Source organism: Pedobacter sp. MC2016-24, assembly GCF_015223055.1.
Lineage (GTDB): Bacteria > Bacteroidota > Bacteroidia > Sphingobacteriales > Sphingobacteriaceae > Pedobacter.
In genome coordinates, this window is sequence record NZ_JADFBX010000008.1 from 161,612 (window position 1) to 176,198 (window position 14,587).

A 14,587-nucleotide genomic window follows, 5' to 3' on the forward strand; every position below is an offset into this window, starting at 1 on the left:
ATTTTTTTTTAACTGTTCAACTCTATGGTTTTGGCCATGTTTCCTTCACTGTCGTTTGCAACTAAAGAATGCACTGCGCCAAATCTAGCAGCAGTAAGTGTGCTGTAAAGCGCTTTTGTTGTAGCAATATTCATATGCAGCATTCAATCTATCATTAAGGTTATTTCTGATTGCACAACTGACACATTCGTAAAGCAATGCAGAATTTAAAGGTTTTGGCTCGGCAGATCCGTGCAAGGTGACCGAAAACAAAAACAGCTAATAATGACAATTGTTTTGGGAATAAAAGCTTGGCCCGGTCAGGCTTTTATTGTGGAGAAGCTCATTGTAGTCGAATGTTTTGTATTTTTTTACATAATGACTTGATGCTTTAGGGTTTCATTTCCATTAAGTATTTGTCAATACCTTTCCCAAAACCGTCAGTAAAAACATGCTCCGTGATGAATCCCATCTTTTCATAGAATCCCGCAGTATGCTGCGAGGTTTCTATAGAATACGTTTTCTCAGGGTATATCTTTTTTAACAGTTGTAATCTATATTCAGTAAAATACTTGCCTATTCCTCTTCCATGGTATTTCGAATGAACCATCCCCCAGGACAGGCCAGCTTGATCTGTTTTATGATCAAGAAATATTCCTCCGCATGCCAGCAGCTCTTGATCCTCAAATACCACATAATAATATTCGTCAATACCATCAATCAAAAAATGTTCGAAAATCTGCAATTCTTGAGGATCAAAAAACTTTGGCATGTTACTTTTAAAGATTTCAATGCAATGTTCTTTTAAATCCTGAGTATATTTGATGATGTGCATAGCCGTATAATTAATGTTATAAAGGTAAATGTTATATAGGGTAAGCGGATTATCTTGCCCCCGGGATCAATAAGTTTAATATTAAAATGCTGTTTAGTTTAACATTCTATTTGACAGGCAAATTAATTGGAAGTTCTGTTCAGGTTTTTGATTCTTATTTTTGCGATATTTAAAACAGTTGGGTTTACAACATTACACTGCGCATCAGAAGAATTTTCGTCAATATAAAATTCGAAGGAATATTTCTTGCCCGGAACTTTAGCAGAATCAGGCAGCGAGAGCGTTTTTACTACATTCTTATAAGCAGTGCCATTAAAAGTAATATCGTCTCCATATGTTTTGTTGAACGGATTAGGTCCCGGAATATGAATTAGCCAGGCATTTTGGGATGGATCAGTTTTACATTTTTCCATACCTATAATGATTCCTTCACCAATTTCGTAATCTGGAACAAAGGGTTGTTTATTGTTGCAGCTGAAAAATATTGAAATGAAAAAAGCTAAAGCCATGAACTTTTGATTGATCATAAACAAATAGGATTAGAATTGTTAAATTATAAATAAAATTATTCCAAAGGATTAAAATCAAAGCATATTTTATTAAACTTTATCTGGTGAAAAGGATGTATCTCTATCAAGAATCATCTTTTTGGGTAACTTCTGTATGTATTTACTTACTTAATCTTTCATATAAACTTGTCACTAGTATCGGAATTGCAAAAAGTAATTACATTTGTGATTTCAGCACAGCGCCGTATGATTTTCATCCTATCCATTAGCCTTTTTCTTGCTATTTACAATGCAGTTAAATTGTTAGAACTAAAATTATCGGTATTGGATCATTGTATTGTTGCTGTAATAAATTGTTACATCGGTATACACATAGCTTATGTTCTTGCCTACAGAATCTGGTTTCCAGAGCTTAAGCATTTGAACCGCCTGGCGCCTTTTATCCTGGTTTATGGTCCGCTGATTTATCTTTTTATTGTTGGTCAAAGAAAGAACCAGATTGCTAGAAAATACATCTTTGCTCATATGGTTGTACCTGTGCTTGTATGGATTTTATTTGTGATTTTAGTTGCGGGCAGCTTTTGGGGTAGAGACTTAGATCGTGTATACAGGCCCATGTTGAGAACCGTAGCGGCGGGATCATTCCTCTTATACACCATCTTAATTGCCAATAAATTTTTCCGCAATGAAATAAAAAAATCTACTAAGATATTTTTGCTTTGTGCCTTGATGTTACTCATGTGCATGGGCGTCATCGTAATGTTCTTTAATTTGCACAAAAAACAGTTGTATGCAACCATAACGGGACCAGATGCCTTGAGTACGATGGTTTACAGCATTATGTTATTGGCCTGTTTGCTGATATTTACCTACCATTACAGGTACAGGAGGCGCTCTGATGAGCGCGCGCACGTGGCGATAGATTCAGAACCTTATTCAAAATCTGCAATCACTCATGCGGAGCTGGAGCAATACGAGCAGAAGATTGTTTCGCTTATGAGCGGTCAACAGGCATATTTAGATCCTGATCTTTCATTAAAGCTTCTGGCTGAGGTCTTACATATTCCTAAACATTATGTGACTCAGGTACTCAATGTGCAAATGAAGCAAAATTATCATCAGTATATCAACACGCTTAGGGTAGCGCATGCCTGCAGGTTGATAGATGCAGATCCTGGCGCGCTCTTAAAAAATATTGCCGAACATTCGGGTTTTAGTTCCATGGTTACTTTTAACCGTTCATTTAAAACTGTAATGAATGTTTTGCCTAGTGAATACAGGATCAGGAAGCAAGCAGAGTCGGTTTAGTAAGTATTTCGTTTTGGAGTTTTTATTTTTAATGTTTCTTGGTATTTGCATCCACGATTGGTTTTTTGAGCAGGTGGGACATCTCTTCATTCACTGTTCATAGCATTTTGATATGGATGACATTGCATTGAGATCAACGATGACGCCCATGTTTACAAAAATTGATTGTAAATGGATCCCAACCTTTGCTTAGCATTTGAATAATTGCTTCGATTGCAAGTGGTGCGTTCTTCTTGATTTTGGCTGGAGTTGTTTTCATCCCACCGATACCTCCTTTTCCTGCCCGCTCCATTTTCCGACTTTACTATTGTTTGGCCAATAAAAATAAATGAATGGTTTGTTGGAGTTTGTTATTTTTGCAGGGATAGACACATTAAATTCAGTACCATTTCACGCTTTTATGAAAACATTTTCTGACTTCTTCTCAGTCTTTTTTTCATAAGCAGTTATTTTACTGAATTAAAAATTAGAAATAAAAATTACATTGTTGTCAACGGTTTTGTCAGCAAATACACGAAAAACACCTTTTAAATATGATACAGACACAGTATTGGTTAGTTAAGTCGGAGCCTTTTAAATACAGTTGGGACAAGTTTAACGAAGATGGAAGAACTTTTTGGGATGGCGTTCGGAATTATCAGGCCCGTAATAACCTCAAGGCAATGAAGGAAGGGGATCTGGTGCTTTTTTACCATAGCAATGAAGGCAAAAATGTAGTTGGTATTGCTAAAGTTGTAAAAGAATTTTATCAGGATCCAACCACGGATGATGCAAACTGGGTTGTGGTAGATTTATCACCTGTCGAATCGTTAAAAAATCCGGTAAGTTTGGAGCAGATCAAAGCTGAGGAAAGTTTGAAAGATATTTCCCTGATCAGACAAGGCCGTTTGTCGGTCATGCCTTTAAAAGCAACTGAATTTGATAAGATTTTAGAAATGGGCAGTTAGCCATCATCAACCCGATAGGTGATCTGATCAGCCATCTTTTCTTCCTGAATAGGGTTCTGCGCCTACGTATTTTTTAGTAAGCAGCAGACCTACACTCATGATCAGACTCGATCCAAGTACCACAACAAATAAAAACGAAGTACCTACTTCCGGAATTTTCAATGCCGGTGGTAGGTTAAAATAAAGCAGGATACTGATCAATCCTCTGGGCGCAATGAAACTTTCTGCGCCACTGTTCTCCTTACGGAATAACTTCAGGTATACAAATCTGATGAAGAAAATGGAAGCCAATATGATTAAGCCATTGCCTACAACCACCTGGTCGTTGAGTTCATAAATGTTCATGGTAAATCCGAAGATTACAAAGAAGAAGGTCCTGATGATAAAGGCACTTTCAGCCGAAAGTTGGTACAGTTGGGTTAAATCGTTGGACAGGTTTTTGTAAATGAAAACGCTCCTGAACCAGGCGTGTTTAATGGTATCCGCATTGTTCAAAAATAAGCCAAAAGAAAGAATTAAAATCAAAGAAGATAAGTGGTAAGACTGCCCAATGGCATAAACCATAATCAGGATCGACAGGATCAGGAAGAACTTAATGTGGTGAGAAATCTTACCCATCAAGTACAATAAAAGTATACAGGACACTGCAGATACAATGATGATTAACACGGTATTTAAACCCAATACGGTAAAAGACGAGATGGAAATGTGCGGGTTGGTGATGGCAAAATTGAAAAGGATGATCCCTAAAATGTCGGAAAAGGATGACTCGTAAATGATGAACTCTTTTCCCTTTTTGTGAAGCGCAGCTGCTGAAGGAATGGCTATTGCCGAGCTGATGACACTGAAAGGGATGGCATTGGAAAAACAGATGTACAATTCCCGGCCGCTGATCTGATAAATGATAAAGGTGATGACCGATACGGTTACTGCGAGAATAAATAGGGCTGATAGGAAAGCCCCCTTTATTAATTTATTCTTCTCCCGCTCGTATTTGAGTTCCAGAGAGCCTTCAAATACGATTAAAATCAATCCAACAGTACCTAAGGTAGGCAAAATCGTTAGGAAGTTAAAAGTATGGAGCTGCAGCTTGTCTACCAGTAAATGCAAGCCGATACCCAGCAGCAACAAGAGTAGCACAGAAGGTAGTTTGGTCTTGCTGGCCACCAGGTCAAACAGATAGGAAAATATCACCAGTCCGCTTAAAATAATGAGTGTCGTGTATGTGGTCATATGCTCTCGTTATTAGCGTTGCACATATATTTCATCCACATATGTGCGTTAATAAATGCTCAAAGTAGCAATTATTCTGGAAAAAATAAGGCTTTTAGTTCTTTAGCATCATTCGGCTGCATTTTTCCGCTAAGGATCAGGCGTAGTTGTCTTCTTCTTAAGGCACCTGCAAACAGTTCTTTTTCTTCCTCTGTTTCCGGCACCAGTTCAGGTACAGGAATGGTTCTTCCGCTTTGATCTACCGCTACAAAAGTATAATATGCTTCATTTGATTTGGCCCGGGCACCGGAAGGAATATTTTCTGCCCATACATCCAGCCGAACTTCAACAGAAGTGTTAAAGGCACGGGTTACCTTGGCTTCAATGGTAATCACATCACCCAGTTTAATGGGTTGCTTAAAGGAAACATTGTCTACTGAAGCAGTAACCACAATACGGTTACAGTGTTTTTGAGCAGAAATGGCTGCTGCAATGTCCATCCAGTGCAATAACCGGCCACCCATTAAATTGTTAAGGGTGTTGGTATCATTTGGTAATACCAGTTCATTCATGATGGTGAAGGAATCTTTCGGGCTTTTTATCTTAATGCTCATACTTCGCAAAAGTAAGTAAAATTGCACATACCTGCTTCATGTGCGGATAAATCAGTGCTTACCAGATAAATGCGGTAAGCCCCAGCCCAAAAGTCAGGTGATTGAATTTTAACCTGGAAAGTCCTTCGGGAATATGCTCATAGATTAATTTGCCATCATCACCAATTTCCTGTAAGCCATCAACGTCAAACTCATGACTCGAATTGAAGTAATTTGTATAAGCTTTAATGGCTGTATTACGCCCTATCCTTTTTTGTATACCAACACCTACAGTCCAACTATTTGATGCTTGGGGTTTGTATTTCAGAATTGGTAACTCCGGACGTCCCAATTCTTGTTGCGCTTTCGGTGTCAGGTCAAGTACAACATTCCCTGAGCTGCCATAAGATACTCCGGCATTTAGCTTGGCCGTAATAAACCAGTTGTTGGGTAAGGGAAGGCTAAAATACGGGCCAACATTCAGATATCTGATTCCTATGGGCTGCGTATACAGGTCCTCGCTGATTTCTTTCAGGTCAGGGTCGAGCACCACCCGGTCAGATCCCACTGGAAAACTAGTGAAGGCAAACTCACCACCAAGCCCAACGTTTTTGGTGATGAACCAGGCACCTTCCGCGCCAAAGTTGAAGCCCCTTTTCACATACAGGTCGTCTGAGTTGAGGAAAGAGAGGTCTTTACTGGTCGCCAGGGCATATCCCAGGTGTAATTCCACAAAACTTGGTTTGTTGTTGATGGGGATCGGGTTGTTTCTCAATGGTGCATTCATACCCCTGTTTTTGAAAATCTGATCGGCCAGGAGGTAACCCAATTCGGTAGAAACGATACCGATACCAGCACCTGTTAGTACGTCGGTAATCCAGTGCCTGTTGTTTAGTCCCCGGCCAAGGGCTGTCACCGTTGCTGCGGTATAGCCGGCTACACTGTAAAGCGGATGGCGGTATTCTCCGTATTCCTTGTGTAATACTGTGGCGTTTGTAAATGCCATGGCAGTATGTCCCGATGGGAAAGAATTTTTAGAACTGGCATCAGGGCGTTCTACAGCGCTGGTGGTTTTGATGCCATTGACCAGTGCACCCATAATGGCCATAGAAAAAGCATAGGAGACCAGCATACGTTTTGGTTTGTGTTTTCCTTTTACTCCGGCCGCGTTCAATGCAAGTACTGTAACGCCTGGTGCATACTGTAAATAGTCGTCAAAGTGATACCTGAAAGTGGGAATATACTGGTTGCGTAATTCCCTGATTTCTTTTTTATGTGGCCAGGTAAGTGCAGTGGCAGCAAATAAAACGGCCGGTACTGCAGCTTTCTCCGTAAACTTACTTTTCCAGAACTTGTTTACAGGCTGTGACTTGTATGTAGTATCCGCATATTGTGCCTTCAAAGAGATATGACCTAAACAAATGATCATCAACGTCCAATAGAATTTTCTCATAAATTGCAGGTTTCATTTAAACAAATAAAGTTTCTTTGTGTTTTGTTAGACATGGATAATCAGACGCTGTTACAATATTTTCACTGGTATTTTAATGAAGACGAGAAATTGTGGGTTAAAGCTGCAAATGATGCCCAATTTTTAAAAGAAACTGGCATCACGGGAGTTTGGCTTCCCCCGGCTTATAAATCTAACTCAGGCGGCACATCGGTAGGTTATGATCCCTATGATTTGTTTGACCTGGGAGAATTTGATCAGAAAGGCACTGTCGAAACCAAGTATGGAAGCAAAACAGCCTACCAGGAAGCCATTAAGGTTTTACAAGGGAAGGGCATTGCGGTTATTGCAGATGTGGTTTTTAACCACAAGGCAGGCGGTGATGAATTGGAAAAGGTTCAGGTAAGGGCTGTAAATCCCGACAATCGTCTGGAGTTTACTTCTGATGTTTTTGAAATTGAAGCCTGGACCCGCTTTACTTTTAAGGGGCGGGGTGGGAAGTATTCTCAGTTTGTTTGGGACCACAATTGTTTCAGTGGCATAGACTGGGCGCATGATTTGGAAGAAACAAGCATTTATTCTATCCAAAATGATTATGGAGATGGCTGGGAGGATGTTCCTTCTGGTGAACTTGGTAATTATGATTACCTCATGTTCAATGATATCGAGTTTAGAAATCCCGAGGTTCGCCAGGAGATGAAAAATTGGGGAGAATGGTATTATGAAACGTGTGGTATGCAGGGATTTCGCCTGGACGCAGTAAAACACATTTCGACCAGTTTTTTAAATGAGTGGCTGGATCACATGCAAGAGCGGTTTGACAACCGGTTTTTTATTGTAGCCGAGAACTGGAACATTGAAGATGTGACCGAATTGCAACGCTATCTGGAAATTACCGAAGGAAGGATGCAATTGTTTGATTCCATGCTGCACCAGAATTTATACCTGGCGTCAACACAGGGAAATGAGTATGACCTGAGCCAAATTTTTAACGATACCCTGGTTCAGTCCCATCCTTTATTGTCGGTTACCTTTGTTGATAATCATGATTCCCAACCTTTACAATCGCTGGAGTCTTATGTTGAATTCTGGTTCAGGCCGTTGGCCTATGCTTTGATTTTGCTTCGCGAACAAGGGATTCCCTGCGTTTTTTACCCCGATTTATATGGTGCTAAATATAAGGATAAGAATGAAGCTGATGAGGAAGTTGAAGTAGAATTGATTGGTTTACCGATGCTGGCGGAAATGATTGGAATCCGGAAAAACCTGGCTTATGGCGAGCAACGCGATTATTTTGATCATGCCAATTGCGTGGGCTGGACTAGAGCGGGAATTGAAGAAAAAGCTGCATCCGGTATTGCCGTATTGATGAGTAATGGAGAAGCGGGAGTGAAGGTGATGGAAATGGGCGAAGCTAATGCTGGCCGGCAAATGAAAGATGTGATTGGCGGCAGAACAGAAGAGATTACCCTTGATGAAAAAGGTAGTGCAGAATTCTATTGCAATGCAGGAAGTGTGTCGGTCTGGACCTTACTTTCTTAAGGTATTGACATTGCTGTATCCGATCAGTTCTTCCCATCTCGACCCGGGTCTTTTGTAATAGGCAAAAACCTGGTAAGTATTGGCGGTTTCAAAAAAGGAACCTTCAAAAATGGCCTGATCTACTGTTTGCGTTTCTTTGTCTAACCACACGTATTTATAGTCGTACAGTCCCTGCTTTAAAAACTGGGTTCCGTAAAACCTTTTCCTGCTGGCTTCAAAAGTTAATTTACTGGATTCGTCCAGGATATAATTGTTGAATCGGCCAACCACATATACATCGCCTTTGGCTGTAGGAGGTACAGCATTTAGAGTAAAGGAAATGTGTGCGTAATCTCCATCTGTGCGGTCATCCCGACCTTCCTGATTGCGGATAAAGAAATTTCCATTCTCGTCTACCAGGTTGGTGTACTTCGGTTTGTTGCCATTGATGTCTTGAAACAGAATCACTTCAATGGTACTGTCCTTCAGTATTTCCTGGACGTTTTCGCCTTTAAAGCGCAAGCTGCGGATGTCAAATTTTCTGAATTCATTACCTGCCTTAAAATCATTTGCAGTGAGTTCATTATAAACCAATGATCCTGGCCGGATAAAGGTAGGTTTGGTATTGACAATTGCCGTTTGAGGAATGCCATTTTGCATCACTACAGCCTTGAAATCGGTGTAGGGATTTTGGATAGGCATTTTATTGAAAATTGTGAAATTGACTTTTTGATTGGTAAAACGAAGTGGTACCTGGGTACTTGCAGTAACCTCAATACCTACATCAACCTGGTTGTCTACTACGTAAAAACGTTGGGAGATTACCGCTTTGTCTTTATTGCCGTCCTCATAGACCCTTAACAAATAGTTACCCGATATTTTAGGCCTTATCTGTGTGTTGGGTAAGGTCAGTTCATAATGGGTATACTTTTGCAGTGTTCCAAAAGAGTATTTGTAATCGTTGATACGGTCTTCAGACAAGCTTTCCAGGTAATCTATGGTTGAAATCCTGGAAGGTTTCCAGTCAAAGGTACAATGCTCAATGGTATACCAGTAAATTTTACTGCCACCGTTCAAATCGTCAAATGAGAAACGTAACTGCTCATTTGACTTTAAGGCGATTACCGGAAGGGATTGTTCTTTATTGGCATTGTAACACTGAACCGTTTTGATTTGGGGCAGATACACCTGGTTATCATATACAAATGGCTGATTTTGCGCATTTGTAATTTTCATGCTTGTTAAAAGCAATAAGAACAATCCTATCCGTTTTATCATTTATCTTCTAGCTCCATGATCTGAGATGCAACATCCTCCCAGCTTTTTTGTGCAGTATCCAATAAGAATTTAGCTGATGCGTATTCTTTATTGGCTTCAGCCAATTTATGTGCATTTGAATACACAGTTTCATCCGCTATTTTACTTTCTATGCTTTTCACACTTTGTTCAAAAGCGGCAATTTCCTCTTCAGTTTTCCGCAACTGCTCGTTCAGCTTTTTAAGTTGCTGCTGGCTGTTTGGTGTGGTTTTTTCAACGACTTTGGGTTTAACCTCTTTTTCCTGTTTCACAGGGATGCTGGTTGCAACTGGTTGCGGCCTTTTGGCGTTCCACTCTTCGTATTCAGCATAAGTTCCAGGATATTCTTTAATATCCATATCTTCAATAAACCAGATTTTATTGGCCACATTATCCAGGAAATACCTATCGTGAGATACCGCGATAAATGTACCTTCGTACTGCGTTAAGGCCTGAATCAGAATGTTTACCGATTGGATGTCCAGGTGATTGGTAGGCTCATCCAGAATCAGGAAGTTGGAGTCTGTGGTCAAAGATTTGGCTAAAGCTACCCTTGATTTTTCTCCTCCTGAAAGTACACGGATCTTTTTGAAAACATCATCTCCTGTAAACAGGAAGCAACCTAAAATGCCCCTGAGTTCGGTATCCGTATGTTTAGGTGCAAAAGCCTGTAGTTCTTCCAATATTGTATTGTCCAGGTGTAAAGATTCCAACTGGTGCTGTGCAAAGAACGTGGTGGTTACATTGTGACCGGTTTCGCATTTACCATCAAATCCTTCTGCACCGGCAATAATCCTTAGTAGAGTCGATTTACCTTTACCATTGGCACCGATCAGAGCAATTTTATCGCCTTTTTCAATCAGACCTTCGGCATTTCTCAGGATCTCTACATTTGGATAGCTTTTATTGGCTTCTTCAACACGGATTACGTGACGGCCCGATGGTTTAGAGAATTTAAACTGGAAGTTTACTGTAGGGTTATCGTCATCAACATCTTCTACACGTTCCATTTTATCCAGGGCTTTCATCCTCGACTGTGCCATTTTTGCTTTGGAAGCTTTGGCTTTAAAACGTTCAATTAAACGTTCTTCCTGTTTAATTTTAGCCTGTTGATTTTTAAACTCACCCTTTTGAATTTCGCCACGCAGGGCTTTTTCTTCCTGGTAGAAGGTATAATTACCTGCATAAGGCGTCAGTTTTCCTTTGCGGGATTCTACAATTTTGTTCACCACTTTATCCAGGAAGTACCTATCGTGTGAAACAATTACGATAGCACCTTCAAAGCTTAATAAATAAGTTTCCAGCCATTTGATGGAAGGTAAATCCATGTGGTTGGTGGGCTCATCCAGCAGCAGGATATCTGGTGTCTGCAATAAGATTTTAGCCAGCATTACCCGCATACGCCAACCTCCAGAGAAAGTGTTTAAGGGGCGCAATTGATCTGCTGAACTGAAACCCAGACCTGCCAGAATCTCATTGGCCCGATATTCTATGCTGTAACCGTCTAAAGCTTCAAATTCCTGCTGTTTATCGCTCAGTTTATTTAAAACCTCTTCAGAATAATCTGTTTCTATTTTTTTTAATAATGCTTCAATCTCATCGTGCAATTGGTTTTGGCGTTCAAAAGCCTCCATTGCAACGTGTAAAATACTATGATGTGAATCGTAAGAAAGTAAATCCTGGTTCAGGTAACCGATTTTCAAGTCTTTGGACATTGAAATTGATCCTGAAGAAGGTGCGTATTCGCCAACAATTATTTTTAGTAAAGTAGATTTTCCTGTTCCATTGGCACCAATAAGGCCCACTCTGTCACCAGGTTTAATGTGCCAGTTTGCCTCGTCGTATAATGCTCTAGAGCCCAGCAGGAATGTTAAGTCGTTTATCGAAATCATGTGGCTGCAAAAATACGATTTTTGCTGGTAATTTATGGTCGAAATAAAGGAAGCCAGGTGTATATTTACATGGTTTTTTTGTCAGACCTGATAAAAGTATGTTAAAATTGAACTGCCAGACTTTGTGTTCCATAAAAACGTTCCTATCTTCGTTGCATGTATCAGCTTATTAAACCTTTGTTTTTCCAGTTTGATCCGGAAAAAGTACACTATTTCGTAGTAAAACGGCTAAAATGGTTTCATGACCACTTTCCACTTGGGCAAACCATTTTACGGAGTAGCTTTGATGTCAATATCAAGGGACTTGAACGGGATGTTTTTGGAATTAAATTCAAAAACCCTGTAGGTCTGGCTGCCGGATTTGATAAAAATGGCGAATATATTGAGGCGTTGAGCAATCTGGGCTTTGGTTTTATAGAAGTAGGTACCGTTACGCCACTGCCTCAGCCTGGAAATGACAAGCCACGGATGTTTCGTTTGGAAGAGGATGCTGCCATCATCAACAGGATGGGCTTTAACAACAAGGGGGTGGATACACTGGCTGAGCGTTTGAGACTTTTAAGGGCGAAAAACACAGAGATTGTCATCGGTGGAAATATCGGTAAAAATAAAAACACACCAAATGAGGATGCGGTAAGCGATTATATCAAATGCTTCGACCGTTTATTTGATGTGGTGGATTATTTTGTAGTGAACGTGAGTTCTCCAAATACACCCGGATTGAGGGAGTTGCAGGAAAAAGAGCCATTGATGAACTTGTTGAATACCCTACAGCAACGCAATCGTAAAAATGACATATCGCGACCTATTTTACTTAAAATAGCACCAGATTTAACCAATGAACAGTTGGATGACATCGTGGAGATCGTGTTAGAAACGGGTATTGCGGGTGTTATTGCAACCAATACTACAATTGACCGCAGTGGTCTGCATACACCAGAACAGGTAGCTAATGAAACAGGTGGTCTGAGTGGCAAACCTTTAACCATACGTTCAACAGAGGTAGTACGGTACTTATCACAAAAGTCGAACAAAGCTTTCCCGATTATTGGGGTAGGTGGTATTCATTCCCCTCAGGATGCTAAGGATAAGCTGGAGGCGGGTGCTTCGCTGGTTCAGTTGTACACTGGTTTTATTTATGAAGGCCCGGGTATCATTAAAAGAATTTGTAAAGCACTGGTTTAATTTAGCTTTCATAAATCCACAACAACATATTTTTTTGCCCGGTTTTTAACAGTTTATCTATTTTACGCATGGTTGCATTGGCGATAACCGGGCAACCTGAGCTGACGCCAAATAAGGGCAAAGGATAGGTCTGGAAAGCAGGTACGGGTGTGTAGGAATGTAATACCACGATTCTTTTAAAGGCATTGTTATTGGTTTTCTCCAGACCATGCATTTTATAATGAACGTGTATGCCCCATTTGCTGTATGCCCTGCTGCCCAGTTTGTATTTTCCCAGGGAAGTGCAATTGCTCCCGATTTCATTGCTGTAAACGGGGCTTAAGGGGCCGCTGCCTCCGCCGGAACCATGGGCGCAGAGTCCTTTAATGATAACTTTTTTCTTTTTAAAATTATAAACGAACAGCCGGTTTTTGCCTGAGTGTATACTCATGTCTACTAAAATGCAGTAGGAGGTATTCATTTTGTGGGTTTTGCTGTATTGCAAAGCTTTGGCAGCCATCAGATCCGGATTCGTGTCTGTTGCTTTGGCCTGTAGCCCAAAGCTCAGGAACATGCAAAATAGAATTGAGCGCGTTATGCCTTTCATTTTCGGTTTAATTTTATGCTGATCAAAGTTACAACAATTGCAATTGAAACAAATATCGCGCCTACCCAGGGCGTTGCTTGTAAGCCAAGTGGTGATGCGACAATCAGTCCACCTGCATACGCACCAATAGCAATGCCAATGTTAAAAGATGCAATGTTAAATGCAGAGGCTACATCTTCTGTTCCGGGCAAATGTTTTTCTGCAGTTTGTACAACAAACAATTGTAAGCCGGGAACATTGGCAAAGGACAAGGCACCCATTACAAATAGCGTAATCATACCTGGAATGACATGGTGTACAGTGAAGGTAAAGATGAGCAATACCACAGTCTGTAATACGAATATCCAAAGCAGTGCTTTTAGCGGATTTTTATTGGAAACTTTTCCGCCGACAATATTGCCAATTGCAATTGCAACTCCATATAAAAGTAAGATGATGCTTACCGTTGATTCTGACAGGCCTGTAATTTGTTGTAGAATTGGTGACAAATAGGTGAAGGCAACAAATGTTCCACCATAACCTAAGGCTGTCATTAAGAAAGCAAGTAGGAGCCGCGGGTTGGTAATCACTTTCAACTGCATTTTCAGCGAGGCGGGTTGTTCATTTTTTAAGTGATTCGGAACCAGGATTAACGCTGCAATCATTCCAATTGCGCCCAGTAAAGCAACACCAATAAAGGTGGCTCTCCATCCAAATTGCTGACCGATATAAGTCCCCAGTGGAACACCTGTTACAATGGCTACCGTGAGCCCTGCAAACATGATGGCAATGGCAGAGCCTCTTTTTTCTGCGGGAACCAGGGAGGCCGCTATCGTAGCGCCAATGGAAAAGAAAACGCCATGGGCAAAGCCGGTAACAATTCTGGACATCACCAATGTAATAAAGCCAGGGGCTATCGATGCCAATCCATTTCCAATGATAAATAGTGCCATTAATGAAATTAATAATTTTTTTCTCGGTACTTTACTGGTTAGTGCTGTCAGTATCGGGGCGCCAATGGCAACTCCAATGGCGTAAAGGCTGACCAATAAGCCTGCTGAAGGAATAGAAATCTGAAGGTCTTTGGCTACGGTTTGCAATAAACCCACGATGACAAATTCTGTTGTTCCTATGGCAAAGGCGCTGATTGTTAGCGCCCATAATGCAGCGGGAAGACCTTTCCTGGTTGAAATGCTTGCAGTCTCTGAGGCTGAAGTTTTTATAGGTGTTGTGATTGTGTTCATCTTAATTTTATTTAGACACACAAATCTCCGAAGAAACAACTTATTATTAAA

The 14,587-nt window shown here is 40.6% G+C and carries 14 protein-coding genes; 4 read left to right on the plus strand and 10 right to left on the minus strand.

Features of this window, described 5'->3' with window-relative positions; all coding sequences use genetic code 11:
* Positions 1-8 precede the first annotated feature (8 nt).
* From IM797_RS28540 to IM797_RS18545, 3 genes are all read right to left on the minus strand, one after another.
* On the minus strand, positions 9-134 hold the full coding sequence (locus tag IM797_RS28540; protein ID WP_255526917.1) for a hypothetical protein: 126 nt from the start codon (positions 132-134) through the stop codon (positions 9-11).
* 236 nt (positions 135-370) lie between these two features.
* On the minus strand, positions 371-814 hold the full coding sequence (locus IM797_RS18540; protein WP_194128664.1) for a GNAT family N-acetyltransferase: 444 nt from the start codon (positions 812-814) through the stop codon (positions 371-373).
* Between the two features lie 122 nt (positions 815-936).
* Positions 937-1,323 carry a hypothetical protein gene (locus IM797_RS18545; protein ID WP_194128665.1) on the minus strand — a complete coding sequence of 129 codons (387 nt, stop codon included), beginning with the start codon at positions 1,321-1,323 and terminating at the stop codon, positions 937-939.
* Positions 1,324-1,509: 186 nt separating this feature from the next.
* Between IM797_RS18545 and IM797_RS18550 the strand changes: the two genes are divergently transcribed.
* Together IM797_RS18550 and IM797_RS18555 are read left to right on the plus strand one after the other, a co-directional pair.
* Positions 1,510-2,631 (plus strand): helix-turn-helix domain-containing protein, encoded by a 1,122-nt coding sequence (locus IM797_RS18550; protein ID WP_194128666.1) that lies wholly within the window; start codon positions 1,510-1,512, stop codon positions 2,629-2,631.
* 533 nt (positions 2,632-3,164) lie between these two features.
* A complete protein-coding gene (locus IM797_RS18555) occupies positions 3,165-3,578 on the plus strand; it encodes an EVE domain-containing protein (protein ID WP_194128667.1) in 414 nt (137 codons plus the stop codon).
* A 27-nt stretch (positions 3,579-3,605) separates the two neighbouring features.
* Here IM797_RS18555 and IM797_RS18560 read toward each other — a convergent pair whose 3' ends face one another.
* From IM797_RS18560 to IM797_RS18570, 3 genes are all read right to left on the minus strand, one after another.
* Positions 3,606-4,811: a sodium:proton antiporter gene (locus tag IM797_RS18560; RefSeq protein ID WP_194128668.1), complete on the minus strand. Its 1,206-nt coding sequence runs from the start codon at positions 4,809-4,811 to the stop codon at positions 3,606-3,608.
* Between the two features lie 71 nt (positions 4,812-4,882).
* The gene (locus IM797_RS18565; protein ID WP_194128669.1) at positions 4,883-5,404 is read right to left on the minus strand and encodes an acyl-CoA thioesterase; all 522 of its coding nucleotides are present in this window, start codon (positions 5,402-5,404) and stop codon (positions 4,883-4,885) included.
* A 58-nt stretch (positions 5,405-5,462) separates the two neighbouring features.
* Positions 5,463-6,836 (minus strand): phosphatase PAP2 family protein, encoded by a 1,374-nt coding sequence (locus tag IM797_RS18570; protein ID WP_194128670.1) that lies wholly within the window; start codon positions 6,834-6,836, stop codon positions 5,463-5,465.
* Positions 6,837-6,887: 51 nt separating this feature from the next.
* Between IM797_RS18570 and IM797_RS18575 the strand changes: the two genes are divergently transcribed.
* A complete protein-coding gene (locus IM797_RS18575) occupies positions 6,888-8,375 on the plus strand; it encodes an alpha-amylase (protein ID WP_194128671.1) in 1,488 nt (495 codons plus the stop codon).
* On the opposite strand, the gene IM797_RS18580 is transcribed toward IM797_RS18575, so the two are convergent.
* Positions 8,364-9,590: a type IX secretion system plug protein domain-containing protein gene (locus IM797_RS18580; RefSeq protein ID WP_228098948.1), complete on the minus strand. Its 1,227-nt coding sequence runs from the start codon at positions 9,588-9,590 to the stop codon at positions 8,364-8,366. The genes IM797_RS18575 and IM797_RS18580 overlap by 12 nt on opposite strands.
* 38 nt (positions 9,591-9,628) lie before the next feature.
* A complete protein-coding gene (locus tag IM797_RS18585; protein WP_194128673.1) occupies positions 9,629-11,542 on the minus strand; it encodes an ABC-F family ATP-binding cassette domain-containing protein in 1,914 nt (637 codons plus the stop codon).
* A 156-nt stretch (positions 11,543-11,698) separates the two neighbouring features.
* On the opposite strand from IM797_RS18585, the gene IM797_RS18590 reads away from it, so the two are divergent.
* Positions 11,699-12,727, plus strand: a complete 1,029-nt coding sequence (locus IM797_RS18590) for a quinone-dependent dihydroorotate dehydrogenase (protein ID WP_194128674.1) — start codon at positions 11,699-11,701, stop codon at positions 12,725-12,727.
* 1 nt (position 12,728) lies between these two features.
* On the opposite strand, the gene IM797_RS18595 is transcribed toward IM797_RS18590, so the two are convergent.
* The gene (locus IM797_RS18595) at positions 12,729-13,313 is read right to left on the minus strand and encodes a murein L,D-transpeptidase catalytic domain-containing protein (RefSeq protein ID WP_194128675.1); all 585 of its coding nucleotides are present in this window, start codon (positions 13,311-13,313) and stop codon (positions 12,729-12,731) included.
* Positions 13,310-14,515, minus strand: a complete 1,206-nt coding sequence (locus IM797_RS18600; protein WP_370583097.1) for an MFS transporter — start codon at positions 14,513-14,515, stop codon at positions 13,310-13,312. Before IM797_RS18600 ends, IM797_RS18595 begins: the two co-directional genes overlap by 4 nt.
* Between the last annotated feature and the right edge of the window lie 72 nt (positions 14,516-14,587).

What these genes read in the sequence shown, in the direction of transcription:
- IM797_RS28540 (WP_255526917.1), bottom strand. Translation starts at nt 134, where the DNA reads ATGAATATTGCTACAACAAAAGCGCTTTACAGCACACTTACTGCTGCT.
- IM797_RS18540 (WP_194128664.1), bottom strand. Translation starts at nt 814, where the DNA reads ATGCACATCATCAAATATACTCAGGATTTAAAAGAACATTGCATTGAA.
- IM797_RS18545 (WP_194128665.1), bottom strand. Translation starts at nt 1,323, where the DNA reads ATGGCTTTAGCTTTTTTCATTTCAATATTTTTCAGCTGCAACAATAAA.
- IM797_RS18555 (WP_194128667.1), top strand. Translation starts at nt 3,165, where the DNA reads ATGATACAGACACAGTATTGGTTAGTTAAGTCGGAGCCTTTTAAATAC.
- IM797_RS18560 (WP_194128668.1), bottom strand. Translation starts at nt 4,811, where the DNA reads ATGACCACATACACGACACTCATTATTTTAAGCGGACTGGTGATATTT.
- IM797_RS18565 (WP_194128669.1), bottom strand. Translation starts at nt 5,404, where the DNA reads ATGAGCATTAAGATAAAAAGCCCGAAAGATTCCTTCACCATCATGAAT.
- IM797_RS18570 (WP_194128670.1), bottom strand. Translation starts at nt 6,836, where the DNA reads ATGAGAAAATTCTATTGGACGTTGATGATCATTTGTTTAGGTCATATC.
- IM797_RS18575 (WP_194128671.1), top strand. Translation starts at nt 6,888, where the DNA reads ATGGATAATCAGACGCTGTTACAATATTTTCACTGGTATTTTAATGAA.
- IM797_RS18580 (WP_228098948.1), bottom strand. Translation starts at nt 9,590, where the DNA reads ATGAAAATTACAAATGCGCAAAATCAGCCATTTGTATATGATAACCAG.
- IM797_RS18585 (WP_194128673.1), bottom strand. Translation starts at nt 11,542, where the DNA reads ATGATTTCGATAAACGACTTAACATTCCTGCTGGGCTCTAGAGCATTA.
- IM797_RS18590 (WP_194128674.1), top strand. Translation starts at nt 11,699, where the DNA reads ATGTATCAGCTTATTAAACCTTTGTTTTTCCAGTTTGATCCGGAAAAA.
- IM797_RS18595 (WP_194128675.1), bottom strand. Translation starts at nt 13,313, where the DNA reads ATGAAAGGCATAACGCGCTCAATTCTATTTTGCATGTTCCTGAGCTTT.